The organism is Novosphingobium resinovorum, from assembly GCF_027922145.1.
GTDB classification, from domain to species: domain Bacteria; phylum Pseudomonadota; class Alphaproteobacteria; order Sphingomonadales; family Sphingomonadaceae; genus Novosphingobium; species Novosphingobium resinovorum.
Genome location: NZ_BSFC01000011.1, coordinates 106,468 through 132,996, shown reverse-complemented (window position 1 = coordinate 132,996; position 26,529 = coordinate 106,468). Strand labels below are relative to the sequence as shown.

Genomic DNA, 26,529 nt, shown 5'->3' with positions numbered 1-26,529 from the left:
TTGATTTCGGCAGCGATTCGGAGGCAAAGCGCTGGCTCATGAGCGCACGCATTTATCAACGCCCGAAGAACGCCATGCAGTCCGGCAAGGCGCTGCTCGACCAGTGGACCCTCGAGTTCACACCGTCGGAGGCGAAGAAGCCCGATCCCCTTATGGGTTGGGCCGGCTCGGGCGACACGCAGCAGCAGGTCATCCTGCGCTTCCCGACTTCGGAAGAGGCCAAGGCCTATGCCGACAAGTACGGCATCGAGGCCGAGATCCACACCACCCCGCCGCGCCGCCTCAAGATCCAGGCTTACGCCGACAACTTCCGCTGATCGTCCATCGCCCCGGCCCATGTCCGGGGCGACGTCGTTCTAACTGCTTGCATTCCCGTCAAACCATCGCCATAGGGCGCTCCGGGAGTCGGACGGGCGTTTGCGTCCGCCAACTTGGTCAGGTCCGGAAGGAAGCAGCCACAACGGGTTGCGGCGGGTCGTTCGGCTCCTTCATTTTTCTACATCGCTGAATTTTCACGTCTTTGTGTCCTTCTGGACGCGAAGGCTGTGGAACATGCCGATAAGCGTGCCGCTTTCCTCCTGACATCCCGGGCGCGAACCCCTAGTTTGAGCGACGATGGACGATTCACGCGACATGTTCGGCGACACGCCCCCCTGGGACGAAGACGACGCTGACGACAAGCCCGATGCCGCCGAACTGGAGGCCGCGGGGCAGCAGTCGATGTTCGGCGATCCTGAGCCGGAAGCGACGCCGGAGCCAAAGCCCGAATCTCGACCCTCCGCCGCCGAACTCGAAGCAGCCGGGCAGAGCGCCATGTTCGCCGAGGCAACCGAACCTGCCGCCGTTCCTACTCAGGCTAAGCCTGTCGAAGCGCCTTCGGCCAAGTCTACTCCTGCCGGAACCGCCTCGCAGCCCTACCGCGTGCTCGCACGCAAGTATCGCCCGCAGACTTTTGCCGAACTGATCGGGCAGGAGGCGATGGTCCAGACCCTCGCCAACGCGATCAAGCGCGACCGGCTGGCCCATGCCTTCCTGATGACCGGCGTGCGCGGGGTCGGCAAGACCTCGACCGCGCGCCTCATCGCCAAGGCCCTCAACTGCATCGGCCCGGACGGGCAAGGCGGCCCGACGATCGACCCTTGCGGCCAGTGCGAACCCTGCGTCGCCATCGCCGAGGGCCGCCATATCGACGTCATCGAGATGGACGCCGCCAGCCACACCGGCGTCGACGACGTGCGCGAGATCATCGAGTCGGTGCGCTATGCCGCCGTCTCGGCGCGCTACAAGATCTACATCATCGACGAAGTCCACATGCTCTCGCGCAATGCGTTCAATGCGCTGCTCAAGACGCTCGAAGAACCGCCGGCGCATGTGAAGTTCCTCTTCGCGACCACCGAAGTGGACAAGCTGCCGGTCACGGTGCTGTCGCGCTGCCAGCGCTTCGACTTGCGCCGTATCCCCGCGCCGATGCTGGCGGGCCACTTCGCGCACGTCTGCGCGAAGGAAGGCGTCGAGGCCGAGGCTGAGGCACTCGCGATGGTCGCCGCCGCCGCCGAGGGTTCGGTCCGCGACGGCCTCTCGATTCTCGACCAGGCGATTGCTCACGCCGACCTCGACGGCGAAGGCCAGGTCCGCGCCGACAAGGTGCGTGACATGCTCGGCCTCTCCGACAAGGGCGTGCAGCGCAAGCTCATCGCCGCGATCCTGGACGGCAAGGGCGGCGACCTGCTCGACCTCGTCGCGCACCAGTTCGCGCTCGGTGTCGAGCCGATCGCGCTGATGCGCGGCCTCATGGACCTGACCCACCGCGTCGCCGTGGCGCAAGTCAGCGGCAGCGCCGAAGCGCACTCCACCGAGGAGCGCGAGGCGATCGAGGGTTGGGCTAAGTCGCTGCGGGCGGGGCAACTCCATCGCCTGTGGCAACTGCTGCTCAAGGGGCATGATGAGGTGAAGTCCGCGCCCGATCCGCTCGTCGCGGCGCAGATGGCCCTGCTGCGGATCATGCACGCCAGCGACATGCCCGATCCCGGCGCACTGGTCCGCAAGCTGGAGGAAATCGCCTCCCGCGCGCCTGCGGCTCCCGTGGCCGAGCAGGGAAGTGCCGCGTCCGGCGCGCCTGTCGCAATGTCACCGGCTGCGATCTCGCCGCGCTGGGAAGCTCTGGTCGATGACGTCGAGCATGCGGGTGAGATGTCTGCCGCGAACACCATGCGCATGCAGGTGCGGGTGGTCGAGCTTTCGCCGGGCCTGCTGCGCTATGCCCAGCCGCCGGGCTTCAACGAGGACATCGTTGCGGTTCTGCGCGGCGGTCTGCAGGCGGCCACAGGCGAGCGTTGGCAGGTCGAGAAAGTCGCTGGAGAAGGCGCGCCCACCCTCGTCGAAGTGCATCAGGTAAAGAAGACTGCCGACGCAGAGGCGCTGCGAACCTCACCATTGGTCGAGGCGACGCTGGCGGCATTCCCCGGCGCCGAACTCATTCAGGAAGATCGCCAGGCCGCCATCGGCGGGGGCGGCCGCAATTGGAGACGTTGAGATGAAGTCGATGGAAGAGATGATCCAGGCCGCGCAAGCCGCCGCCGAGACCATCCAGAAGCAGATGAACGAAACCCAGGGCAAGCTCGACCAGCTTGAGGTCGAGGGGCTGTCGGGCGGCGGTCTCGTCAAGATCCGCTGTTCGGCGAAGGGCCGCGTGATCGGCGTGGCCATCGACGACAGCCTGATGGTGGCCTCGGAAAAGCCGATCCTCGAAGACCTGATCGCGGCCGCCTACAACGACGCGCGCGTCAAGGCCGACTCGGTGGCGAACGAGGAACTCGCCAAGGCGCAGCAGGGCATGGGCCTGCCGCCGGGCTTCAAGCTGCCGTTCTAAAGCGCGTTTGCCTTTTCGGGGCTTCGACAAGCTCAGCCTGAGCGGTGGTTCGGGCTGGGCTTTTTTATCTCGTGCCAAGCCTGTCCGGTGGTTTGCTCCAAGTCCGCTCGCCCTGAGCCTGTCGAAGAGGACGCGCGCCTTTTCCCGTAGCTCTGAAACGGTGACGAATCGCCGCCCTATTACTCGAAATCGGACCCAGCTACTGGTGCCCTCGCAACGTGATGAGGGTAATTTCCTGTAGCGAGCAGGCGGGTTTCCACGGCCTTTCGCCTCGAAAAGATTGCAAGGTGGCCAAAACCACCCATATCCTGCGGGAATATGCCGGGGTTGGGCCAAGATGCAGTCCCCGTGCGAGATGATTGGACAAGTGCATTGAACCTGCTTCCGCTTCTGCCGCTGCGTGACATCGTCGTTTTCCCGGGCATGGTCGTGCCTCTCTTCGTGGGCCGCGAAAAATCCGTGGCGGCACTCGAAGCGGCGATGGCCGGCGACAAGGACATCTTCCTGCTCGCCCAGCTCGATCCCAGCTGTGACGACCCGGATCGTGACGACCTCTACGACACCGGCGTGATCGCCAGCGTCCTGCAGCTGCTCAAGCTGCCGGACGGCACCGTGCGCGTGCTGGTCGAAGGGCAGGACCGCGCCCGCCTCGAAACCCTGCGCTCCGAAACCACGGATGAGGGCGAGATGCTGGTCGCAGGAGTTGAGGCGATAGCGCCGACCGAGGCCGAGGGCACCGAGGTCGAGGCGATGATGCGCACCGTCGTCGATCAGTTCAACGAATACGCCAAGCTCAACAAGAAGCTCAGCCAGGACGCGGGCGAACAGCTCGGTGATATCGAGGATGCGGCCAAGCTGGCCGACACCGTCGCCGCGCAGCTGTCGGCCAAGGTGTCCGACAAGCAGGCGGTGCTGTCCGAATCCGACCCGCTCAAGCGACTGGAAATGGTCTACTCCTTCATGGAGGGCGAACTCGGCGTCCTGCAGGTGGAACGCAAGATCCGCGGCCGCGTGAAGCGCCAGATGGAAAAGACGCAGCGCGAATATTACCTCAACGAACAGCTCAAGGCGATCCAGTCTGAACTCGGCGGCGGCGAGGGCGACGAAGGTAACGAACTGCAGGAACTGGCCGAGCGGATCGAGAAGACCAAGCTCTCCAAGGAAGCCAAGGAAAAGGCCGTCGGCGAGCTGAAGAAGCTCAAGTCGATGCAGCCGATGAGCGCCGAGGCGACCGTCATCCGCAACTACCTTGACGTGCTGCTGGGCCTGCCCTGGGGCAAGAAGAGCAAGCTCAAGCGCGATATCTCCTCGGCGCAGGAAATCCTCGACGCCGATCACTACGCGCTCGACAAGGTCAAGGACCGCATCGTCGAGTATCTCGCGGTGCAGGCGCGCACCAACAAGCTGAAGGGCCCGATCCTGTGCCTCGTCGGCCCGCCGGGCGTGGGCAAGACCTCGCTGGGCAAGTCGATCGCCAAGGCGACGGGGCGCGAGTTCATCCGCCAGTCGCTGGGCGGCGTGCGTGACGAGGCCGAGATTCGCGGCCACCGCCGTACGTACATCGGCTCGCTGCCGGGCAAGATCGTGACCAACCTGCGCAAGGCGGGCAAGTCCAACCCGCTGTTCCTGCTCGACGAGATCGACAAGCTGGGTCAGGATTTCCGCGGCGATCCGGCATCGGCGCTGCTCGAAGTGCTCGATCCCGAACAGAACGCGAAGTTCCAGGATCACTATCTGGAACTCGACATCGACCTGTCGGACGTGATGTTCGTGTGCACCGCGAACAGCCTGAACCTGCCGCAGCCGCTGCTCGATCGCATGGAGATCATCCGTCTGGAGGGTTACACTGAGGACGAGAAGGTCGAGATCGCCGAGCGGCACCTGATCCGCAAGCAGGTGGAGGCGCACGGACTCAAGAAGGGCGAATTCACGCTGACGCAGGAAGGCCTGCGCGACCTGATCCGCTACTACACCCGGGAAGCCGGCGTGCGCACGCTGGAGCGCGAGATCGCGCGGCTGGCGCGCAAGTCGCTGCGCCAGATCCTCGAGGGCAAGGCCAAGTCGGTTACCATCACGCCGGAAAACCTCGACGAGTTCGCCGGCGTCCGCAAGTTCCGCCACGGCGTCGGCGAGGAAGAGCACCAGGTCGGCGCCGTTACCGGCCTCGCCTGGACCGAAGTGGGCGGCGAACTGCTGACTATCGAGAGCGTGACGGTGCCCGGCAAGGGCAACATCAAGGCGACCGGCAAGCTGGGCGACGTGATGAACGAGTCGATCTCGACCGCGTTCAGCTTCGTGCGTGCGCGCTCGCCCGCTTACGGCATCAAGCCGAGCGTGTTCCACAAGAAGGACATCCACATCCACCTTCCCGAAGGTGCAGTGCCCAAGGATGGTCCTTCGGCGGGTATCGGCATGGTGACGTCTATCGTCTCGACGCTGACCGGGAATCCGGTGCGCAAGGACGTCGCCATGACCGGCGAAGTCACCTTGCGCGGCCGGGTGCTGCCGATCGGCGGCCTCAAGGAAAAGCTGCTGGCGGCCTTGCGTGGTGGTATCAGCCTCGTGCTGATCCCTGAGGAGAACCGCAAGGATCTGGCCGAGATTCCGGACAACGTGAAGCAGGGCCTGGAAATCATTCCGGTTTCCCATGTCGATGAGGTTCTTGCCAAGGCGCTGACCGAACCTCTCACCGCGATCGAGTGGACCGAGGCGGACGACCTCGCCGCGGCTCCGCCGCCGCACACCGCGGCGCAGGGGGCGACGGCACACTGACCTGGATCGTCGCTCCCCTTCCTTGGGGGGGCGACGCCTTGCGGCTGGACGATATGCCGGGAGGTCATCTGCATGACCGAGCGTTATCTTCCGCCTTCCGAATTTCTACAGGCTGTAATCGCCGACGAGCTCGCGTTTGGCGAAGGTCCGTTCGGTGAGGCGAACCTCGGGCGTCTAATCTATATGACGCAAGATGCCGTCACGGCCAATCGTGACTGGGCGGTCATGCTGCTTTCGCAGCTTGAACTGGATCGTCCCGGCATTCGCAAGGCCCTGATCGCCTCTTCGATCGACCCGGCTTATGAGGTGCGGGCCGAAGCCATTCTCGGGCTGGCGCGCCTCGACCCCGTTGCGGCATTGCCGTTGCTGGCGCGGGAGTTGGCGGGAGAGCAGGTCTCCATGCCCTTGCTCGAAGCGGCGAGGATTGTCGCGGACCCGTCGCTGTTGAGCGATCTGTACGAGTTTGCCGGACCGTCGGACGATGGCTTCCTCGACGAATGGGTGCAGGATGCGATTACTGCATGCCTTTGCCAGTCAAATTAATACGTTCACCTGATATTTTTCCGAAAACCGAAGTGAAAGTACTTCCATCATGGCGGTAATTGTCATGAATTGGTCGGATGCATTCGATTGACGTCATTATCGCCGTCAATTACCTTCATCATAAATACAGGTGAGGGTAATCATGGCGGGGGAATTGGCTCAATTCGGTCCGGTACGTGGACGGGCGCGGATTGACGCGATCGACGTGCTGCGCGGGATTGCGATCCTGGGTATCCTGTTCATGAACATCCCTTTCATGGGCTCCAATGTGTCGTCGTGGATGCACGATTTCCGTCGCTTGTCGTGGAGTGCGGCCGACCAGACGACTTGGGCGACTATCCAGATTTTCTGGGACGGTACGCAACGCGGGCTTTTCGAACTGCTGTTCGGCGCCGGGGTGATGGTCTTTACTGCCAAGGCCATGAAGCCCGACGATCCGGTGCAGGTGGCCGACCTTTACTATCGCCGCAACCTGCTGCTCATCCTGTTCGGGCTGATCGATATCTTCGTGATCGGCTGGGTCGGCGATATTCTGCTGGCTTACGGACTGGCGGCGCTGCTGCTGTTTCCGTTCCGCAAGGCCTCACCCAAGGTGCTGCTGGCGATGGGCATGGCTTTCGCCGCCTTCGTGGCTGTCAGCGGGGTCTTCGCCTGGCAGGAGCGGGTCGAGCGCATCCACAAGGTCGAGGTCTTGCAAAAGAAACAGGCCGCAGGCGCCAAAATGTCGGCCGAAGACAAGAAGACGCTCGAGACCTGGCAGGAAAAAGTCGACCAGCACGACCTCTCCAAGCCGCCAAGCAAGAAGGACCAGATCGCGATCGACGCCGAACGCAAGGCGCGGGAAGGATGGCCGCATCAATACGTGATGTTCGCGTGGTTTATCTGGAACAAGGTGTTCGGCGATGGAAACGGGCTGTTCTTTACCGTGCTGGAGGCTGCGCCGGCAATGTGTCTGGGCATGGCGCTGTTTAAGTGGGGTGTAATCCAGGGGGACAGGTCCGGGGGCTTCTATGCGGGGCTGGCACTGGCGGGCTATGCCATCGGTTGTGGGCTAAGGGCATGGGATGTCGTTGAAATCTTCAAGTTCACGCCCTGGCCGACGCCGGGACTGATCTCGGCCGAATTCGCGCGCTTGTCGGTAACGCTTGGGCATGTCGGGCTGTTCAACCTGCTGATGAAGACCGCTGCAGGCCGAACCGTGCTTTCGCCTTTCAAGGCAGCGGGGCGCATGGCGTTCTCGATCTATATCCTGACCAGCATCGCCGCGATGTGGTTCGTCTTCGCGCCCTGGGGGCTCGCTTTGTGGGACAAGCTGGGCTGGGCGCAACTGATGGTGGCGGCCACGGTGATCGATCTGGCCATGCTGGTTTTCGCCAACGTGTGGCTTCGCTTTTTCCTGAGCGGGCCGCTTGAATGGAGTTGGCGTTCGCTGACCTACTGGAAGCGTCAGCCATTCCGCCGCCGCGATTCCATGGCGCGCGGAGCCGAGGAGCCCGGTGCAGGACTTGTCGCACCTATGGGACCATTGCCCGCGTGACTTCCTGCATTCCGGCCTTGCGGCGCTTGCCCTGAGGGGCGTGGGCGGGTAACCCGCGCGGCGTGTCTGCGTCCGCTTGCCCGGGCGCCTTTAAAGGGAATTTGCCATGGGTTACCGGGTTGCCGTCGTCGGTGCGACGGGGAATGTCGGCCGCGAAGTACTCAACATCCTTGCCGAGCGCGAATTCCCGGCGGACGAGATCGCCGCCGTGGCTTCCTCGCGCTCTGTGGGCACCGAAGTCGAGTATGGCGATACCGGCCGCATGCTCAAGGTGAAGAACCTGGAACATTTCGACTTCACGGGGTGGGACATCGCGCTGTTCGCCGCGGGTTCGGACGCGACGAAGATCTATGCGCCCAAGGCGGCCTCGCAGGGTTGCGTGGTCATCGACAACTCGTCGCTCTACCGCATGGACCCCGACGTGCCGCTGATCGTGCCCGAGGTGAACCCCGAGGCGATCGACGGGTACAAGGCCAAGAACATCATCGCCAATCCCAACTGCTCGACTGCGCAGATGGTCGTCGCGCTCAAGCCGCTGCACGACAAGGCGACGATCAAGCGCGTCGTCGTCGCGACGTACCAGTCGGTGTCCGGCGCGGGCAAGGCGGGCATGGACGAACTGTTCGAGCAGAGCCGCGCGATCTTCGTCGCCGACCCGGTCGTGCCGCGCAAGTTCACCAAGCAGATCGCCTTCAACGTGATCCCGCACATCGACGTGTTCCTCGACGACGGTTCCACCAAGGAAGAGTGGAAGATGGTGGTCGAGACCAAGAAGATCCTCGACCCGAAGATCAAGGTGCAGGCCACCTGCGTGCGCGTGCCGGTCTTCGTCGGCCACTCCGAAGCGCTGAACATCGAGTTCGAGAACGAGATCAGCGCCGAGGAAGCCCAGGACATCCTGCGCGAGGCGCCGGGCGTGATGCTCGTCGACAAGCGCGAGGACGGTGGATACGTCACTCCGATCGAGGCGGTGGGTGACGGCGCTACCTACGTCAGCCGCGTGCGCGAGGACCCGACCGTGGACAACGGCCTGGCGCTGTGGTGCGTGTCGGACAACTTGCGCAAGGGCGCGGCGCTCAATGCGGTTCAGATCGCGGAACTGCTGGGCCGCCGCCACCTCAAGAAGGGCTGAGGCGCGCGCTTGCAATCGGCTCGGCGGTAGCCACCTAACCTTCACCTGACACCGGGATGGAGGATTGCATGGACGCCGCCGAGACGAAGAACGCCCTCAAACTGCTGGCCGCCCGGCTGGAGACGCTGTCGGCGGTGCTCGACAAGGCCGAGGAATGGGCGGCAGAGGCGGATGTCGCGCTTGACGAACTGGCGGCGGCGCGGCTGGCCGGGGACATGCATCCGCTGGCCTGGCAGGTCGCGGCAACCTGCACGCAGCCGCTGCAGTTCGTCGTCTGGAGCCGGGGCGCGGACCTGCCCAACGAAGTGCAGCCGGTGGTCGACTGGGCAGAAGCCCGCGCGGTGCTGGCGGACACGATCGCGCTGCTGGCTACGGAAGTCGCGGCCGTCACGCCCGAAGCCAAACGGATCGTGCTGGAGCGGATGGGCGTCTACCTCGAACTGCCCGCGCAGCGTTATCTCGACGACTGGATCCTGCCCAACCTCTATTTCCACCTGACCACGGCTTACGCGATCCTGCGGATGAAGGGCGTGCCGCTCGGCAAGGCCGACTTCATGCGGCACATCGGCGGCGATATCCGGCCGCTGGCGCCCGAGCCGGCGTCATGACGCGGGCAATGACCGGCGGCTGCCAGTGCGGCCGCATCCGCTACCGCGCCGAGGTTGAGCCCGACAAGGCATACTTGTGCCATTGCCGCATGTGCCAGCGGGCGACCGGCGGGGTGTCTATCGCGTTCGTCAATGCGCCGCAATCGGCCGTGCGGTGGGAGACGGAGCCGGACTGGTACGCCTCATCGCCGATCGCGCATCGGCCGTTCTGCTCGCAGTGCGGCACGCCGCTGGGCTTCGCATTTCTGGACGGGGATAACATCGACCTGACCGTCGGCAGCTTCGACGATCCCGCGCCGTTCCGCCCCAGCCAGAACTATGCGACCGAAAGCATGTTGACGGCATGGACCGACGTGCGGCACTTGCCCGGCATGACGAGCGCCGAGAACGCGAGCGTCATGGACCGATGGAAGGCCGCCGGTCTCGAGCCGCCTGAATGACCGGAAAGCGAGTTTGCCTGTGAGCGATGTGAAGACCGATTTCGTCGAAGGTTTCGGCGGGGCGAAGCTCGCCCTGCACACCATGGGCGATACCGGCGGACGGCCGTTGGTGCTGCTGCACGGGCTGTTCTCCAGCGCCGAGGTGAACTGGATCAAGTTCGGCAATGCCAAGATACTCGCCGATGCGGGCTTCGAGGTGTTCATGCCGGACTTGCGCGCTCACGGGCAGAGCGACGGCCCGCACGATGCGGATGCCTATCCGTCCGACGTGCTGGTGCGCGATCTCAAGGCGGTGATCGGCTCGCTGGGCCTTTCGGAATACGACCTCGGCGGCTTTTCGCTTGGCGCGCGGACGGTGGTGCGCGGCGTGCTGGCGGGGCTGGCGCCGCAGCGGCTGGTGCTGGGCGGAATGGGGCTGACGGGCCTGTCGGGCTGGGCGAAGCGCAGCGCGCATTTCGTCGACGCCATCGACCGCTTCGGGACCATCGAGCGCGGCGACAAGGCGTTTGTGGCGCAGGCTTTCATGAAGTCGATGAAGATCGACCGCGTGGCCGCGCGCCTGCTGCTTGGCTCGGTGGACGACACCGCGCCCGACGCCATCGCGCAAGTGACGATGCCGACGCTGTGCGTGTGCGGCGCGGACGATCACGACAACGGCTCGGCGCAGGACCTCGCCGCGGCACTGCCGCAGGGCACTTATGCTGAAGTGCCGGGCAATCACATGTCGTCGGTGACGTTCAAGGATCTCGGCAGGGCGATCGCTGGGTTTCTGGGCTGACCGCGCCTATCGTCATTGCGAGCACAGCGTAGCAATCCAGGGCAACACCGAGCGGCTCTGGGTTGCTTCGCTGCGCTCGCAAAGACGGTGAGGATGTTTCAGGCGAAAGGCACGGCCTCTTCCGGCCAGCCGTCGAAGGTTTCGGTGAGGGCGGCCCAGTCGTCTGCGAAGCGGATATTGATCGCACGCAAGGTGGCGTCGTCCGGGCGGGAGGCCTCATGGCCGTCACCGGTCGTGTCGACGAAGACGAAGGCGTCGCCGGGGCCGCCGGTCACGCGGCGCAGGTCTCCATCCGTCACGGTGATGGTGAGGCGGCCTTCAAGGATCGTCTGGAGGCTGCCGAAGCCCTGCGCGGTATGGAAGCTGTCGGTGAAGGCAGGGCCTTCCCAGATCACCGTGCGCCAGCCCAGCGCGGGGCGCGGCGGGTCGAGGTAGGACAGGCCGCCCGCCATGGTCACGGGCTTCATGCGGGAGCGGCCTTCCGGCGTGGCGTAGACGACATGGATCGGCATGTGGAGCGAGCGTCCCCCTTGCTTGATGGAAGCAGCCCGCAGCATGGTCGCAAAACCTCGCTTCAGTGTGCCCGGCCACTCCTTTGATCGCATGGCGGCGATGCGTTGCTGCACTCGTGGCCGAGGATATTCGTCCGCCAGCGGTTGATCCCGCGCGAGGGGCGACTAGTCTCGCGGCCATTCAAAGGTTCAGAGAGGTTCCCCCCATGAAATTCGCCTCCACCGCGCTTGCCGCATTGGCTGCAAGCCTTTCGTTCGCCGTCGTCCCGGCCCATGCGGAGGATTACCCGCAGACGGCGGAGGGTGCCGCGAAGTTCGTCGCCGATGCCGAGAAGGACCTGTTCGACTTCTCGCTGGGTAACAATCAGGCGAACTGGGTCAATTACACCTACATCACCGAGGATACCGACGCGCTGGCGGCGAAGTCCAACGGCGACCTCACCGAGAAGCAGGTGAAGTACGCGGTCGAAGCGGCGAAGTTTGCGAAGGTTTCCGGTCTCGATGCGGACGTGTCGCGCAAGCTGGGCATCCTGCGTCAGGGCATCGTCCTGCCCGCGCCCAACACGCCCGGCGCGGCGGCGCAGTTGAGCGAGATCACCACGCGGCTATCGTCGGCCTATGGCAAGGGCAAGGGCACGCTCGACGGCAAGTCGATCAACGGTTCGGACATCGAGGCGGAGATGGGCAACCTGCAGCATAGCCCGGCCGAATTCGCCGAAATGTGGACCAGCTGGCACGACAACGTCGGCGCGCCGATGAAGGCGGACTACGCGCAGATGGTCGGCATCGCCAACCAGGGCGCGAAGGAACTGGGCTATGCCGACGTCGGCGCCATGTGGCGCTCCGGCTACGACATGACGCCCGAGCAGTTCGCCGCCGAAACCCAGCGCCTGTGGGAAGAGACCAAGCCGCTCTATCTGGCGCTGCATACTTACGTGCGCCGCAAGCTGAACGAGAAGTACGGCGATGCCGTGCAGCCGCGCACCGGCCCGATCCGCGCCGACCTACTCGGCAACATGTGGGCGCAGGAATGGGGCAACGTCTACCCGCTCGTCGCGCCGCAGGGTGCGGGTGATCTCGGATATGACATAGGTGATCTGCTGAAGGCGCAGGGCAAGAAGCCGCTCGACATGGTTAAGGCGGGCGAGGGGTTCTATTCCTCGCTGGGCTTCGATCCGCTGCCGGGCACGTTCTGGACCCGCTCGATGATCACCAAGCCCGCCGACCGCGAGGTGATCTGCCACGCCTCGGCATGGGACGTCGACAACAAGGACGACATCCGCATCAAGATGTGCACGAAGGTCAATTCCGAGGACTTCGTCACGATCCACCACGAACTGGGCCACAACTATTACCAGCGCGCCTACAACAAGCAGCCATATCTCTACCTGAACGGCGCCAACGACGGCTTCCACGAGGCGATCGGCGACTTCATCGCGCTGTCGATCACGCCGCAGTACCTCGTGCAGATCGGCCTGCTCGACAAGAGCAAGGTCCCCGGCGCCGACAAGGACATCGGCCTGCTGCTGCGTCAGGCGATGGACAAGGTGGCGTTCCTGCCCTTCGGCCTGATGATCGACCGCTATCGCTGGGGCATCTTCGACGGCTCGATCCAGCCCGCCGACTACAACAAGGCGTGGACGAAGATGCGCCTCGACTATCAGGGCATCACCCCGCCCTCGGCGCGCTCGGACGACGGGTTCGATGCGGGCGCGAAGTTCCACGTTCCGGGCAACACGCCTTACACCCGCTACTTCCTCGCGCGGATTCTGCAGTTCCAGTTCTATCAGGCGGCTTGCAAGCAGGCCGGGTGGAAGGGGCCGCTGCACCGCTGCAGCTTCTACGGCAACAAGAAGGTCGGCGAGAACCTGAATGCGATGCTGGCGATGGGCATGTCGAAGCCCTGGCCCGAGGCGCTCAAGACGTTCACCGGCTCGCCGCAGATGAGCGCCAAGCCGATGCTGGACTACTTCGCGCCGCTCAAGAAGTGGCTCGACGCGCAGAACAAGGGCGAGACTTCAGGCTGGTGACCCGCATGGCGCCGCGCCACAGGGCATAATCCCCGGCGTAGAAGTCCTCGATGAAGGCTTCCTGGCTGGGATTGAGCCGGATCGGCGCGGCGGCTTTATTGCTGCGGTTGAGGCGGGGCAGGGCGTCGAGTTCGTCCAGCCCCATGATGGCGCCGAGGCTGTCGATCTCCTCGTAGGGGATCAGGTTTTCGACGCGGCAGTCGCCCCTGGCGTCGGTCAGATACCAGGACTGCGGGCGGAAGATGTGGTCGATGTCGAACGGACTGCGCGCGGTGGCGAGGTGGTCGATGGCGTCGTCCACGCTTTCGAACGCGCGGTAACGCGCGTTGAAGGGGCGGGCGACCTTGCGATCGCGGGTGCCGCCGTTGCTGGCATAGGTGAAGGCCGAAAGGAACCGGCACACCGGGTCGCGCAGGATGGCGAAGCTCGGCAGGTCGAGCACGCGCGGGGCGACGCTGGCGTAGTAGCGCACGGTCTCGTGCTTGATCTGGGTTCCGTAGAGCTGGTGGCAGACCGAGGTTCCGGCGTTCTTGGGCACATGGATGAACAGCACGCCGCGCCGCTGGATGGTCGTGATGCGCTCGCGCCGCTTGGCGTTGGGCCGGTAGGGCAGCGGAGAGCGCGCCAGCCTTTCGGGCACGTCGCTGACGAGGCGGACGCGAAAGGCGGAGGCGATCAGGCGGTTGATCCCGGCAGTGCCGGTGGCGCCTGAAGTCGAAGTCTGGGAGGGCTTTGGCATGCCCCGGACGCTATGGGGCGAACTTGAACCTGCAATTTCATCAATATTTCATTCAGGCGAGCGGAAGCGCCCCTGCGGCGAGTGCCGCAAGGACGCTTTGGGTCGCCCGCGAATCGCGGTTCCTCACATCGTCATTCCCGCGAAGGCGGGAACCCATCTCCTGAATTGTCGTGTTGCACGATCATCAGTTGGGTCCCCGCCTTCGCGGGGATGACGGAAATTGGGTGGCAGCGATCGCCATCACCAGCACCCAGTTTCATCAGAAGTCGACGGTGATGCCGGTGAAGAACGTCCGGCCGTAGACGTCGTAGGTCGACGGATAGGTGTTCGACTGCTCCTGGTTGTCACCAAGGACAGGCGGCTTCTTGTTGAACATATTGTTCATGCCGATGTTCCAGGTGAAGCGCTTGGCCACGTCGACGCTCGCGCTGAGGTCGAAGTAGTTATAGGCCGGGATATGGTCGACCGCATAGCCGCCGGTGTCGTCGTCCACCGCCGAGAGGTGGCGCCATGCCAGCGACACGCTCAGGTCCTCGGTCGACCAGGTGGCGCGGCTGTTGAGGCGCCACTTGGCGTAGACGTTGCTGCAGCTCAGGCCGAACTTGCCCGCGCAGTCGACCACGAGGTCGGGCAGCGAGGCCATCGGGCGGAACGTCCAGTTCATCAGGTAAGACCCCGCGACGCGCAGGTTCAGCTTGCTGGAGTTGTTGCGGCCGAACGCCAGCGGGATGGTGTACTGCGCGTCGAAGTCGATGCCGTCGGTTTTGACCCCGCCGGTGTTGCTCAGGTTGTCGATGGCGCCGACGATGGTGCCGGTGCTGTCGCGCGGCAGCAGCGAACAGGTGCTGCTGTCGTAGGACGTGTAGTTGTTGCCTGCGTCGCCGTAGCAGGCCGTGAGCAGGTTGGCGGTGCCGACGGCGGTGATGAAGTTGTCGATCTTGATGTGATAGTAGTCGGCCGTGATCGACAGGCCCGGGATCATCTGCGGCTGGAGCACGACACCGAAGGTGTAGGTGTTCGCGGTCTCCTCGCGCAGCTTGGTGTTGCCGCCGTTGTAGCTTTCGATCTGGGTCGCGGCGGCATTGTACTGGTCGTTACCCACGTCCGCAGCGGCGACGCCCGAGGCGACGCAGGCGGCGTAAAGGTTGGAGTAGCTCGTCGCGTCCGGCGTCGAGCACGGATCGGTCGCAGTCTCGAAGTTCTGCGAGCTGCCGCTATAGAGGTCGTTCACCGTCGGCGCACGCACCGCGCGGGAGAACTGGCCACGGAAGCTGATGTCCTTGATCGGCGCGTAGACGAGCCCGGCCGAGAAGGTGCCCACCGACTTGGCCGCCGTCGAGTAGTACGAGTAGCGGGCCGCGCCGTTGAATTCGAGGCGCTCGATGAAGGGCTTGTCGGCGATCAGCGGCACGTCGATTTCGGCGAACAGCTCCTTGACGTTGTAGCCGCCCGAAGTCGCGTCGCTGGCGTTGAAGCCGACGACGTCGCCGGAGGACAGCAGTTCGTCCGGGTTGTAGCTGCCGTGCTCGGAGCGGTACTCGGCGCCGAACGCGAAACCGGCCGGGCCTGCGCCGAGGTCGAACAGGTTGTTGTTGCTGATCGCGCCGCTGACGACCTTCTCGGTGATGGTCGAGCGGTTGACGGTGTCGATCGACAGGAAGTCGACCGCCGCGTCGCTGATGTTGCCCTCGCCGAAGATGTTCACGGGCACGCAGCCGTTGCTGGTGTCGGTGCACACGAGGTTGCCGTCGGCGTCATAGGTCGTCAGCAGGCCCTGCTGCAGACGGCTGCGCGAGATGTTGCCGTACTGGTACTCGGTCCGCCGGGTGCGCGAGAAGCTGGCGTAGACGTCGTAGCTCCAGTCGTGGCCGATGTCGCCGCGCGCGCCGATCAGGCCGCGCACCGCCTTGCTGTCGGTGACCTGTACGCGGTCGCCGATCTCGCTCAGGCGGCGGTAGATGTTGGCGGTGGTGTAGCCGTCGCCGTCGGTGTCGTAGCCCTGCAGAAGCGCCTGGCTGTCGGCCGAGAGGAACGAGCTGTCGTTGTCGATCGAGAAGCTGCCGGTCACCGGGGTCGGCGCTAGCTGGTTCTTGACGCGGTTGTGGACGTACTGGCCCTCGGCATAGAGCGTCAGCGCGTCGCTGACGTCGAAGTGCGCCTGCGCGAAGACGAGTTCGCGCTTTTGCGGGACCTGCAGGTAGTTCTCGGTCGCGTAGTTGTAAGCGTCGGTGCTGCTGTCGTAGGCCGAATAGCTGCCGTCCTGCCCGAACTTGTAGTTGGTGCCGCCCAGATTCATGCGCGTCGCCGGGATCGACGAGGAGCCACCCGCGACGAGGGTGCCATCGTCGCCGTCGGTCATGGCCGTCTTGGTGTAGCTGCGCGATGCCTGCGTGATCGCCTTGCGCTGGCTGTACTCGCCGTAGACGGTGATGTTGCCGCGCCCGTCCGCGAAGTTCTTGCCCGCCAGAATGCCGCCCGTGTACTGCGCGCCGTCGCCCGCGTCGGTCAGGCGGTAGTTGGCGTTGGCCTGGATACCGTCGTAGTCCTGCTTCGTCACGAAGTTGACGACGCCGGTGACCGCGTCCGAACCGTAGACGGCCGACTTGCCGCCGGTCACCACGTCGACGCGCTCCAGCAGGGCGGTCGGGATCGTGTTGAGGTCGACGATCTGGTTGGTGTCGTACGAGACGTAGCGGCGGCCGTTGACCAGCACCAGCGTGCGCGAGGCGCCGAGGCCGCGCAGGTTGGCGGTGGCGACGCCGTCACCCGGGTTGTTCGAGGCGCCGGTCTGGTCGGGGACCAGCTGCGGGATTTCCTTCAGAACGTTCTCGACGTTGACCTGGCCGGTCGCCTTCATCTCGGCGGCGGTCACGGCCATGATCGGCGCGGCCTGCTCGAGGTTGGCATTGCGCAGGCGCGAGCCGGTGACGATGATCGCGTCGCCGGTGTCGGCCGCGTCCGTGGCGGAGGGCGCTTCGTCCTGCGCGTGCGCTGCCGCAGGCAGGCCCATCAGCAGGGTCGAAGCCAGAAGCAAACGCTTCATGTGGGGGGTCATTGATGCTCCTTTCGCAGATTCCGGCGGTGCGAAATCCTCGACGCCGGAAGCAGGCGAATGCGTCTGCTCCCGTAAGGATCAGGCTGTCATCATATAATCATCGATGTGCGGATAATGAATTGATGGCGTTGTATATCGATCACATCTATTTCAATATTGGAAATAAACGTGAAATATACCTGAAATTCATTTCACATATGTTTCATTGAAAATAAGTTAATCGAATTCAGTTTCTATATTGAATGCAGGATTATTCGCGAAAGTAAATGTTCTGTGGCCGTTTGGAAGGCTTGCGATGACATTGGGAATAAGATTGCGCTTGAGCCTATCGTCGTTTCGGAATGCGGGCATAAAATTACCAACCACCAGAACATTCGCGCGAGTGCGCGTAGCGAAATTCTGCAGGCTCTCTGCGTGTTAAGCGGCGTATCACGAATATATCCCGCGAGGGAGAGTAGCCGTCCGCCGCTTTTCTGCAGGCGCAACGAAAAAGCCGACCGCCGCTCAGGTCGCGACGGTCGGCTTCGTGTTCTGGCCCGGTAGGCTGTTTCCTACCGGAACGGCGGCTCGTTGAACGCGCGCAGCTTGCGCGAGTGCAGGCGGTCACCCTGTTCGCGCAGCAGGTCGCAGGTGATGAGGCCGATCTTGAGGTGGCTGGCGATCGCCTCTTCATAGAAGCGGTTGGCCTGGCCCGGCAGCTTGAGTTCGCCGTGCAGCGGCTTGTCCGAGACGCACAGCAGCGTCCCGTAAGGTACGCGGAAGCGGTAGCCCTGCGCGCTGATCGTGGCGCTTTCCATGTCGATGCCGATCGCGCGGCTCAGCGAGAAGCGCTTGGCGGACTCGGTGTAGCGCAATTCCCAGTTGCGATCGTCGGTGGTGACGATGGTGCCGGTGCGCATCCGCTTCTTGAGGTTCGCGCCGCCTTCGCCGCTGACGACCTCGGCCGCCTGCGCCAGGGCCAGCTGCACTTCGGCGATGGCGGGCAGCGGGATCTCGGGCGGCAGCACCGGGTCGAGCACGTGGTCGTCCCGCAGATAGGCATGGGCGAGCACGTAGTCGCCGATGCGCTGGCTTTCGCGCAGGCCGCCGCAGTGGCCGATCATCAGCCACGCCTCGGGGCGCAGCACCGCGAGGTGATCGGTGATGGTCTTGGCGTTGGACGGGCCGACACCGATGTTGACCAGCGTGATGCCCGAACCGTCCTTGCGAATGAGGTGGTAGGCGGGCATCTGGTGGCGGCGCCATGCGGTGTCGGACAGGCGTGCGCGCGCGTTCTCAACCGGCGCGTCGAGATAGAGGCCGCCGGCGCCCGAAAGCGCGACATAGCCGTCCGAGCCGACTTGCGTGCCCGCCCAGTCCACGAACTCGTCCACATAGCGGTGGTAGTTGGTGAACAGCACGAAGCGCTGGCAGTGGTCCGGGCTTGTGCCGGTGTAGTGCGCCAGGCGCGCGAGGGAGAAGTCGGTGCGCAGGCCGTCGAACAGGGCCAGCGGGTGCGGTTCGTCCTCGGCGGCGAGGAAGGTGCCGTCGGCGATCTCGTCGCCGATCATCGCCAGTTCGGTGCTGGGGAAGTGGCTCGCCAGTTCCTGCGGGGTGACTGTGCCGACCGATACGCCTTCGAGCACGTAGGGGAAGGGGATCTCCTGCGTGGACGCGGCTACCTCGAATTCCACTTCGTACTCGGCCTCGATCAGTGCGAGCTGTTCCTCGAGGTAGGAGGCGAAGAGATGCGGGCGCGTAACGGTAGTGGCATATGTGCCAGCCATCTCGAGCCGCCCGAACGCGCGCGAGGCGCGGGCGTTGAGTTCGGTGCCGCGATACGTGATCCGCAGCTCCGGATATGTCCAGAGCCGGTTCGCGCGGCGATCTGAAGGGGGGAGGATGCCGTTCTCTACGAAGGCGGCGATATCGGCCTTGAGAGTGGAAACGGCGGCTTCGTAAACGCGGACCAATTCCGCGATGGTTTCTTTCATCTTCTGCATGGCCATCTATTACGCATTCCGTGCTGCGGCGCAATAGGGGGCGATATGGGCAGGGTGATGACGGTGTCGTTGCGTCGTCCCGGATCAAGTCCGGGACGACGACAGCTCCAGCGAGAGATACGTCACCGTCTTGCCGTTCTCCAGCAGCGCCTCGCCGATGGGCGTGAAGCCGAGGGCGGCATGGAAGGCGTCGGAAGCCGGGTTGGGAGGATCGGAATTGACCTCGCAGACCACGCGCTCGTGGCCTGCAGCGCGTGCGGCGTCGAATAGGTGGGCGTAGAGCTTGCGGGCCAGACCCCGACCGCGCGCTTCCGGAGCGACGACAACGCGGTCGACGTAGACGAAGCTGGCATAGCGTTGTTCGAACCAGCGGTAGTTGGCGCTGTCGTATGCGGCTCCGGGCGCGAAGGCGAGGAGCAGGGCGTCCACGCTGCCGACCCGCGCGGCGAGGAATGCCTCCTCCACCAGCATCGCCATGCGCGCTTCGTCGGCGAAGGAGAGTTCGACGGCGTGGGCGTTGTTGAGCGCCAGCATCGCGCGGCGCAGGGCTGCGTCGGCGCGGTAGTCGGCGGGGGTGACGGGATGGATCATGGTTTTCCGCGTCTGCCCGGTCGAGGGGGCTTCGACAAGCTCAGCCTGAGCGGGATTTGGATTTTCATTGATCGTCATTGCGAGCGCAGCGAAGCAATCCAGAGCGGCGCTGAATTGCCCTGGATTGCTTCGCTGCGCTCGCAATGACGAAGGGGGCATCGGATGCTCTGAGAGCCTGCTCTCAACACCGCTCAGGCTGAGCTTGTCAAAGCCCCATCGGCACAAACTGCTCGACCCAAAAAGGAAAAGCCCCCGTTCCGCTTGGGAACGAGGGCTTTGCTATTCCTCGGTAACCGAAGGAAAGGCTCAGGCCTGCGCCTCGCCCTCTTCCTCGGTTTCCTCGACCGCGATTTCGCCGGGTTCGGCGTTCGGGTCGTAGGCTTCGGTGAAGCCCGAGACGTCCTGTTCGAACATCGCGGCCATCACGTCCACGCCCTGCGACTGCAGTTCGGCTTCGTCGGGCGAACGGGCGACGTTCACCTTGACGTTGACCGCAACTTCGGGGTGCAGCGAAACCTTGACGTCGAAGATGCCGAGCGTCTTGATCGGGCGCTCGAGCACGATCATCTGCTTCGACACGTTCGCGCCTTCGGCGTTCAGGCCATCGACGATGTCGCGGACCGAAACCGAACCGTAAAGCTGGCCCGAGTTCGACGAGGCGCGGATCAGGACGATCTGCTTGCCTTCGACGTTGCCCGAGTTGGCTTCGGCAGCCGTACGACGCTCTGCGTTGTCGGCTTCGATCTTGGCGCGGTTGGCTTCGAAGACCTTCTTGTTCGCGTCGTTGGCGCGGAGGGCCTTCTTGTTCGGAAGCAGGTAGTTACGGGCGTAACCGTCCTTGACCGAGACGACGTCGCCGATGGCGCCGAGCTTCTCGATGCGTTCCAGGAGGATGATCTGCATGGGTAGGTCCCTCCCTTACTTCACGATGAAGGGAAGCAGGCCGATGTGGCGGGCACGCTTGATAGCCTGGCCCAGCTCACGCTGCTTCTTTGCGGAAACCGCGGTGATGCGGCTGGGGACGATCTTGCCACGCTCGGACATGAAGCCCTGAAGCAGACGAACGTCCTTGTAGTCGATCTTCGGCGCGTTCTTGCCCGAGAACGGGCAGGACTTGCGGCGGCGGAAGAATGCACGTGCCATGGAAATCAGTTCCCTTCACGTTCGCGACGGCGAGTACGCTCGCGGTCGGTCTTGCGCATCATGACCGAAGGGCCTTCCTCGTGCTCGTCGACGCGGATGGTCACGTAGCGGATGACGTCTTCGTTGATCTGCGTCTGGCGCTCGAGCTCGGCGACGACGTCGCCCGAAGCCTCGATGTTCAGCATCACGAAGTGAGCCTTGCGGTTGCGCTTGATCTTGTACGCGAGATTCTTGAGGCCCCAGGTCTCGGTCTTGACGACCTTGCCCTGGTTCGACTCGACGATCTCGGTGGCGGCGGCAGCAAGCGCATCGACTTGCGCCTGGCTGAGGTCCTGGCGTGCCAGGAACACGTGCTCATATAGAGCCACGGCAGCTTCCTTTATCTAGTCTAACCGATCGCTGGCGACTCGCGGGATTGCGAGGCCCCTCCGGCTTTCTTTGGGTTTCCCTGTGTCCTCGGACTTTGGGGAAGGGGCGCGCTTAGCGGATTTTGGACGGAATGCAAGCGCGGTGTGGGCAGAGAAGGGGGAAGCCCACCCCCGGCCCCTCCCGCAGGCGGGAGGGGAGAAGTGAGGTCAGCCTTCCCGCTCGCGCGAGGGCCGGAAGGCTTGGCAGCTTGCTGCCTAGCCGGACGGGGTGGGCCCTGTGACTCCCGCAGCGTTTAAAATTGCACACAACAGGTAAATTGTTGCGCGCTCACGACAGGACGTTAGCAAGGCGTCATCCCCCCATCTGGTGTGAGTCGTCCATGAAGAAACCGTATCGTCGCGCCGCGCTGGCGCTTCTCGCCGGCGTTGCCCTTCCGTTTTCCGTTTCCGCGCAGGAAGTTGGCACTGCTTCCACAACCAAGGGCGCAACGGCGGAGACGGTGACCACGCAGCTTCCGCGCAGCGTTCGCCCCAGCCACTACGACATCACCGTCACTCCCGATGCCAAGGCGATGACCTTCGCGGGCAAGGCGGCGATCACGGTCGACGTGGTCGAGGCGACGCAGACGATCACGCTGCAGGCGGCCGAACTGACGATCGCCAAGGCGGCACTGACCAAATCGGGCAAGAAGGCCGGTACGCCCACCGTCTCGCTCGACGAGGCCGCGCAGACCGCGACCTTCACGTTTGCCAAGCCCATCGCGCCGGGCAGCTACGTGCTGTCGATCGACTATGCGGGCAAGATCAATACGCAGGCCTACGGCCTCTTCGCGCTGGACTACAAGGCGGCCGACGGTTCGGCCAAGCGCGCGCTGTTCACCCAGTTCGAGAACTCGGACGCGCGCCGCTTCATGCCCTCGTGGGATGAGCCGTTCTACAAGGCCACCTTCAGCCTCAAGACCGTGGTGCCGACCGAGGAAGTCGCCGTCGGCAACCTGCCGGTGGAAAGCCGCAAGGACCTGGGGGGCGGCAAGGCGCTGGTGACCTTCGGCACCAGCCCCAAGATGTCGACCTACCTGCTGTTCTTCGGCCTCGGCGATTTCGAGCGCAAGACCAAGATGGCGGGCGACACCGAAGTGGGCGTGCTCACCAAGAAGGGCGATCTGGCGCAGGCGGATTACGCGCTGGGCGCCTCGGTCGACCTGCTGCCGTGGATGAACGAATACTTCGGCGAGAAGTACCCGCTGCCCAAGCTCGACCACATCGCGGCGCCGGGTCGTAGCCAGTTCTTCTCCGCCATGGAGAACTGGGGCGGCATCTTCTACTTCGAGAACGCGATGCTGCTCGATCCCAAGATCGCGTCGAACGCGCTGCGCCAGCGCATCTTCACGGTCGTCGCGCATGAAATGGCGCACCAGTGGTTCGGCGATCTCGTCACGATGTCGTGGTGGGACGACCTGTGGTTGAACGAGGGCTTCGCCTCGTGGATGGAAAGCCGCGCGGCGGCCAAGTTCCACCCCGAATGGCACCCCGAACTGACCGCCACCGGCGAGCGTGAGCGCGCCATGGACCAGGACGCCTACGTCACCACCCACCCGATCATCCACCACATCGCCACCGTGGAAGAGGCCAGCCAGGCCTTCGACAACATCACCTACGCCAAGGGCGAGGCGGTGATCCGCATGCTCGAAGCCTATGCCGGTTCGGACGAGTGGCAGAAGGGCGTGCAGGCCTACATGGCGCGCTACAAGCACTCCAACACCGTCACCGACGACCTGTGGCGCGAGATCGACAAGGCTTCGGGCAAGCCGATCAGCCAGATCGCGCACGACTTCACGCTGCAGCCGGGCATTCCGCTGGTGAAGGTGACGTCCTCGTGCGCAGCCGGCTCGACCACGCTGGCGCTGGAGCAGGGCGAGTTCACCCGCGACCGCGCCGACAAGCAGCCGCTCGCCTGGCGCGTGCCGGTCAGCGCTGCGGGCACGGACGACACCAGGGCCGAGACGCTGCTGCAGGGCAAGGGTTCGCTCAAGGTCGCGGGCTGCGGTCCGGTCGTCGTCAATGCGGGCCAGTCGGGCTACTACCGCGTGCTCTATGATGCGAAGACCTTCGCGGGTCTGGTCAAGGGCATCGCTTCGGTGCAGCCGGTCGACCAGCTCGGCATCCTCAACGATGCGGTGGCGCTCGGCTACGCGGGCAACCAGCCGATGGCCGACATGCTCGACGTGGTGAAGAACCTGCCCGCCAATGCCTCGCCGCAAGTGATGGAGCGCGCGGCGAAGGTGATCGGCGGCCTCGCCGACTTCGCCAAGGACAACGCGAAGCGCAAGGCGGCTCTCTCGCGCTTCGCCACGAAGCGCCTGCTGCCGGTGCTGAACACGCTCGGCTGGGAGCCGAAGGCGGACGAGCAGGCCACCGCCGGCGACCTGCGCGCCACGCTGATCGATACACTGGGCACGCTGGGCGAACCCTCGGTGGTCGCCGAGGCACGTCGCCGCTTCGCCGATCCGGCCTCGATCGATCCCTCGGTGAAGGTCGCGGTGCTCACCGTCGTCGCGAAGAACGCGGACGCGGCGACCTGGGACAAGCTGCACACGATGGCGCAGGAAGAGACCTCGGCGCAGGTCAAGACCACGCTCTACTCGCTGCTGGGCCGCGCCAACGACAAGGCGCTGGCCGACAAGGCGCTGGCCCTGTCGCTCACCGACGAGCCGGGCGTGACCACCAGCCCGGTGATCGTCAGCGCCGTCGGCGGCGAGCATCCCGAGCAGGCGTTCGACTTCGTCCTCGCCAACTACGATGCGGTGATGAGCCGCGTCGATAGCTCGGGTGCGACGCGCTACGTCGGGCGCCTGGCCACCGGCAGTTCCGATCCGGCGATGCCGGCCAAGCTGGACGCCTATGCGAAGCAGCGCCTCGCGGCCGGTTCGCGCCGTCCGGTGGACGAGGCGATCGCCAAGATCCAGAACCGCATCCAGGTCGGCCAGACCCGCATGCCGGAAGTGGACGCCTGGCTGGCGAAGCAGGGGTATTGAGGAGCGCTTCACCCTCCCCGTCGCGTAGCGATGGGGAGGGGGACAGCCGCCGCAGGCGGTGGTGGAGGGGGAGATGACGCCCCCTCCGTCAACCCTGCGGGCTGCCACCTCCCCATTGTTTCGCAACAGGGAGGATTTGGCTTTCACGCCATTGCCAGGATCATGCTGCGCACTTGCGGATAGACCTCGCGCTCCCACTTCGAGCCCGAGAACACGCCGTAGTGGCCCACCCCCGGTTGCAGGTGGTGGCGCTTCAGGTGCGGCCGCAGGCTGGTGCACAGCAGGTGCGCCGCCGCCGTCTGGCCCACTGCGCAGATATCGTCGCGCTCGCCCTCGACGGTGAGCAGCGCGGTCTTGCGGATCGCCGCGCAGTCCACCCGGCGGCCGCGGTGCACCAGTTCGCCCTTCGCCAGCTGCGCCTGCTGGAACACCCGGTCGATGGTTTCGAGGTAGAATTCCGCCGTCATGTCCAGCACCGCGAGGTACTCGTCGTAGAAGTCCTCGATCTTCGCCGCTTCGTCCATCTCCAGGTCGGCGAGGTGCTGGTAGAGCTTGCGGAACTGCGCATTGTGCCGCCCCATGTTCATCGACATGAACGCGGTGAGCTGGATGAACCCCGGATAGACCTTGCGTCCACCGCCCTTGTAGCGCCACGGAACGGTGTGGATGAGGTTGTTTTCGAACCAGTCGTAGCTCTGCGCATTGGCAAGCTCGTTCACCACCGTGGGGGATTCGCGTACGTCCACCGGCCCGCCAAGCAGCGACATGGTGCGCGGCTGGCACGGGTCGTCGTCCTGCGCCATGATGGCCACCGCCGCCAGCACCGGCACGCAAGGCTGGCACACCGCCAGCACGTTGGCGCCGCGCCTTGCCGCCGGATCGCCGATCTCCTGCAGGAAGCGAATGACGTAGTCGATGTATTCGTCCAGCCCGAACTTGCCTGCGGAGAGCGGCACGTCGCGCGCGTTCTTCCAGTCGGTGATGTAGACGTCGTGGTCGCGCAGCAGCGTCGCGACCGTATTGCGCAGAAGCGTGGCGAAGTGGCCCGAAAGCGGCGCCACCACCAGCACTTTGGGTTGCGGCGTGGTCACCTCCGGCTTGGCGAAGTGGAGCAGATCGCCGAAGGGCAGGGCCAGCGCCACGTCCTCGACCACCGGCGTCATGGTATTGCCGCAGAGCACTTCATCGATGTCGTAAGGCGGGCGCTTGTGGGTGATCGTCGATTTGTCGAACGTCTCGGCCAGAGCGAAGAGGCGGCGCGCCATCGGCATCGTCTTCGCCCCGCCCAGGAACTTGTCGCGAAAACCGGTCGCCGCGCGTGCGGTCAGGCGCGCCGGGGTCAGGACGTCGCAATAAGCCTGGTAGGCGTCATAGAGCATCCGCAATATCCCTCAGGCACCTCGCGATTCGGCGAGTGTGCACGCAAACGGTTGTACAATCATGCTGCGCTGCATCATAACCCGATGCAAGCTGAATGAAGGGGCAGGTCATGGTCGATTCCGGTGCTACGCTGACGATCTCCAGCAAGACCTATTCGGCATGGTCGCTGCGCGGCTGGCTGCTGTGCCGTCTTGCCGGGCTGGAGGTGACCGAGAAGATGGTCGCCAACGATGCCGCCAACCGCGCGGAACTGCTGCTGCTCTCGCCCTCGGTGCTGGTGCCGCGCCTGACGTGGCAGGGAGCGAGCGTGTGGGACACGCTGGCGATCGCGGAGTTCCTCAACGAGCGGTTTCCCGATGCGCAGATGCTTCCGGCCGACCCGATCGCACGAGCGCATTGCCGCTCGATATCGGGAGAGATCCACTCGGGCTTCACCAACTTGCGCTCGGCGCTGCCGATGAACCTGAAGGTGCGCCATGCGAAGTTCCCGGTGTTCTCCGGCGCGCGTCCCGACATCGAGCGGATCGAGGCGATCTGGCTCGAGTGCCTCGATCGTTACGGCGGCCCGTTCCTGTTCGGGGCGCAGCCGACCGTGGCGGACGCGATGTATGCCCCGGTGACGACGCGCTTCGTCAGCTACGCGGTGGCGCTGCCGGAACCGTGCGAGGCCTATTGCCTGACCATCGCCGAATGGGACCCGATGCGCGAATGGATCGCCGCCGCCAAGGCCGAGCCGGAAGAGATGGAAGAACTCGACGTAGAGTTCTGAGCATCCTCCCTGTCGCGAAGCGATGGGGAGGGGGACCGCCCGCGAAGCGGGTGGTGGAGGGGTTGATCCCCCTCCGTCAGCGACTGCGTCGCTGCCACCTCCCCATCGCTGCGCGACAGGGAGGATATGCCTGGTCCGCTTTCCTACACCAGGCGGCATCCGATACATTGCGCCCCATGCCCTGCCGAACCGCCTCGCACTCCACAAGGTTACACCACAAGGTGACACTTCCTTCGCGTAAGGTGA

23 protein-coding genes and 1 other RNA gene are annotated in these 26,529 nt (G+C 64.6%); 15 read left to right on the top strand and 9 right to left on the bottom strand.

The features are described 5' to 3' along the window. Nucleotides 1-38 precede the first annotated feature (38 nt). The 11 genes from PKE80_RS05525 (at nt 39) to PKE80_RS05475 (ending at nt 10,679) form a co-directional block, all read left to right on the top strand. On the top strand, nt 39-317 hold the full coding sequence (locus tag PKE80_RS05525; RefSeq protein ID WP_271181646.1) for an ETC complex I subunit: 279 nt from the start codon (nt 39-41) through the stop codon (nt 315-317). Nucleotides 318-397: 80 nt separating this feature from the next. Then, nucleotides 398-494: signal recognition particle sRNA small type (ffs, locus tag PKE80_RS05520), an RNA gene on the top strand. A 121-nt stretch (nt 495-615) separates the two neighbouring features. After that, entirely contained in the window at nt 616-2,532 is a 1,917-nt protein-coding gene (locus PKE80_RS05515; RefSeq protein ID WP_271181645.1) for a DNA polymerase III subunit gamma/tau, read from the top strand. 1 nt (nt 2,533) lies between these two features. Next, entirely contained in the window at nt 2,534-2,869 is a 336-nt protein-coding gene (locus PKE80_RS05510; protein WP_008830943.1) for a YbaB/EbfC family nucleoid-associated protein, read from the top strand. Between the two features lie 423 nt (nt 2,870-3,292). Continuing rightward, nucleotides 3,293-5,641: an endopeptidase La gene (gene lon, locus PKE80_RS05505; protein ID WP_370424282.1), complete on the top strand. Its 2,349-nt coding sequence runs from the start codon at nt 3,293-3,295 to the stop codon at nt 5,639-5,641. A 72-nt stretch (nt 5,642-5,713) separates the two neighbouring features. Then, nucleotides 5,714-6,184: a lyase gene (locus tag PKE80_RS05500; RefSeq protein ID WP_271181643.1), complete on the top strand. Its 471-nt coding sequence runs from the start codon at nt 5,714-5,716 to the stop codon at nt 6,182-6,184. A 142-nt stretch (nt 6,185-6,326) separates the two neighbouring features. Continuing rightward, on the top strand, nt 6,327-7,721 hold the full coding sequence (locus tag PKE80_RS05495) for a DUF418 domain-containing protein (protein ID WP_271181642.1): 1,395 nt from the start codon (nt 6,327-6,329) through the stop codon (nt 7,719-7,721). 106 nt (nt 7,722-7,827) lie between these two features. Continuing rightward, nucleotides 7,828-8,853, top strand: a complete 1,026-nt coding sequence (locus tag PKE80_RS05490; protein ID WP_271181641.1) for an aspartate-semialdehyde dehydrogenase — start codon at nt 7,828-7,830, stop codon at nt 8,851-8,853. A 68-nt stretch (nt 8,854-8,921) separates the two neighbouring features. After that, nucleotides 8,922-9,461 carry a DUF1993 domain-containing protein gene (locus tag PKE80_RS05485; protein ID WP_271181640.1) on the top strand — a complete coding sequence of 180 codons (540 nt, stop codon included), beginning with the start codon at nt 8,922-8,924 and terminating at the stop codon, nt 9,459-9,461. After that, nucleotides 9,458-9,901, top strand: coding sequence for a GFA family protein (locus PKE80_RS05480; RefSeq protein WP_271181639.1), 444 nt, complete (start codon nt 9,458-9,460; stop codon nt 9,899-9,901). The genes PKE80_RS05485 and PKE80_RS05480 overlap by 4 nt, the downstream gene beginning before the upstream one ends. Before the next feature lie 19 nt (nt 9,902-9,920). Continuing rightward, nucleotides 9,921-10,679: an alpha/beta fold hydrolase gene (locus PKE80_RS05475; protein ID WP_008830018.1), complete on the top strand. Its 759-nt coding sequence runs from the start codon at nt 9,921-9,923 to the stop codon at nt 10,677-10,679. 98 nt (nt 10,680-10,777) lie between these two features. On the opposite strand, the gene PKE80_RS05470 is transcribed toward PKE80_RS05475, so the two are convergent. Continuing rightward, nucleotides 10,778-11,236: a cupin domain-containing protein gene (locus tag PKE80_RS05470; protein ID WP_036522612.1), complete on the bottom strand. Its 459-nt coding sequence runs from the start codon at nt 11,234-11,236 to the stop codon at nt 10,778-10,780. 161 nt (nt 11,237-11,397) lie between these two features. On the opposite strand from PKE80_RS05470, the gene PKE80_RS05465 reads away from it, so the two are divergent. Beyond that, the gene (locus PKE80_RS05465; RefSeq protein WP_271181638.1) at nt 11,398-13,221 is read left to right on the top strand and encodes a M2 family metallopeptidase; all 1,824 of its coding nucleotides are present in this window, start codon (nt 11,398-11,400) and stop codon (nt 13,219-13,221) included. Here the strand turns inward: PKE80_RS05465 and PKE80_RS05460 are convergent. The 4 genes from PKE80_RS05460 to PKE80_RS05445 form a co-directional block, all read right to left on the bottom strand. Continuing rightward, nucleotides 13,172-13,960: a sulfotransferase family protein gene (locus tag PKE80_RS05460; protein ID WP_271181637.1), complete on the bottom strand. Its 789-nt coding sequence runs from the start codon at nt 13,958-13,960 to the stop codon at nt 13,172-13,174. The two genes, PKE80_RS05465 and PKE80_RS05460, sit on opposite strands and share 50 nt — an antisense overlap. Before the next feature lie 259 nt (nt 13,961-14,219). Continuing rightward, nucleotides 14,220-17,003, bottom strand: a complete 2,784-nt coding sequence (locus tag PKE80_RS05455) for a TonB-dependent receptor (protein WP_271181636.1) — start codon at nt 17,001-17,003, stop codon at nt 14,220-14,222. 563 nt (nt 17,004-17,566) lie between these two features. Continuing rightward, complete coding sequence (locus tag PKE80_RS05450; protein ID WP_271181635.1) at nt 17,567-18,997, bottom strand: AMP nucleosidase; 1,431 nt, start codon at nt 18,995-18,997, stop codon at nt 17,567-17,569. An 84-nt stretch (nt 18,998-19,081) separates the two neighbouring features. After that, nucleotides 19,082-19,588 carry a GNAT family N-acetyltransferase gene (locus tag PKE80_RS05445; RefSeq protein ID WP_271181634.1) on the bottom strand — a complete coding sequence of 169 codons (507 nt, stop codon included), beginning with the start codon at nt 19,586-19,588 and terminating at the stop codon, nt 19,082-19,084. Here PKE80_RS05445 and PKE80_RS05440 point away from each other — a divergent pair. Further along, the gene (locus PKE80_RS05440) at nt 19,580-19,735 is read left to right on the top strand and encodes a hypothetical protein (RefSeq protein ID WP_271181633.1); all 156 of its coding nucleotides are present in this window, start codon (nt 19,580-19,582) and stop codon (nt 19,733-19,735) included. The genes PKE80_RS05445 and PKE80_RS05440 overlap by 9 nt on opposite strands. A gap of 159 nt (nt 19,736-19,894) precedes the next feature. Here the strand turns inward: PKE80_RS05440 and rplI are convergent, their stop codons facing one another. The 3 genes from rplI to rpsF are packed head-to-tail and all read right to left on the bottom strand — an operon-like array spanning nt 19,895 to nt 21,099. Next, nucleotides 19,895-20,491 carry a 50S ribosomal protein L9 gene (gene rplI, locus PKE80_RS05435; RefSeq protein WP_271181632.1) on the bottom strand — a complete coding sequence of 199 codons (597 nt, stop codon included), beginning with the start codon at nt 20,489-20,491 and terminating at the stop codon, nt 19,895-19,897. Nucleotides 20,492-20,506: 15 nt separating this feature from the next. Beyond that, the gene (gene rpsR, locus PKE80_RS05430; RefSeq protein ID WP_007686754.1) at nt 20,507-20,731 is read right to left on the bottom strand and encodes a 30S ribosomal protein S18; all 225 of its coding nucleotides are present in this window, start codon (nt 20,729-20,731) and stop codon (nt 20,507-20,509) included. Nucleotides 20,732-20,736: 5 nt separating this feature from the next. Then, on the bottom strand, nt 20,737-21,099 hold the full coding sequence (rpsF, locus tag PKE80_RS05425; protein ID WP_008832807.1) for a 30S ribosomal protein S6: 363 nt from the start codon (nt 21,097-21,099) through the stop codon (nt 20,737-20,739). Between the two features lie 380 nt (nt 21,100-21,479). Here rpsF and PKE80_RS05420 point away from each other — a divergent pair, with 380 nt between their 5' ends. Then, nucleotides 21,480-24,134, top strand: coding sequence for a M1 family metallopeptidase (locus PKE80_RS05420; protein ID WP_271181631.1), 2,655 nt, complete (start codon nt 21,480-21,482; stop codon nt 24,132-24,134). A gap of 143 nt (nt 24,135-24,277) precedes the next feature. Here the strand turns inward: PKE80_RS05420 and PKE80_RS05415 are convergent, their stop codons facing one another. Further along, nucleotides 24,278-25,513 carry a polyhydroxyalkanoate depolymerase gene (locus tag PKE80_RS05415; protein ID WP_271181630.1) on the bottom strand — a complete coding sequence of 412 codons (1,236 nt, stop codon included), beginning with the start codon at nt 25,511-25,513 and terminating at the stop codon, nt 24,278-24,280. A 110-nt stretch (nt 25,514-25,623) separates the two neighbouring features. Between PKE80_RS05415 and PKE80_RS05410 the strand changes: the two genes are divergently transcribed. Further along, nucleotides 25,624-26,283 carry a glutathione S-transferase gene (locus tag PKE80_RS05410; RefSeq protein ID WP_008832804.1) on the top strand — a complete coding sequence of 220 codons (660 nt, stop codon included), beginning with the start codon at nt 25,624-25,626 and terminating at the stop codon, nt 26,281-26,283. Nucleotides 26,284-26,529: the final 246 nt, after the last annotated feature.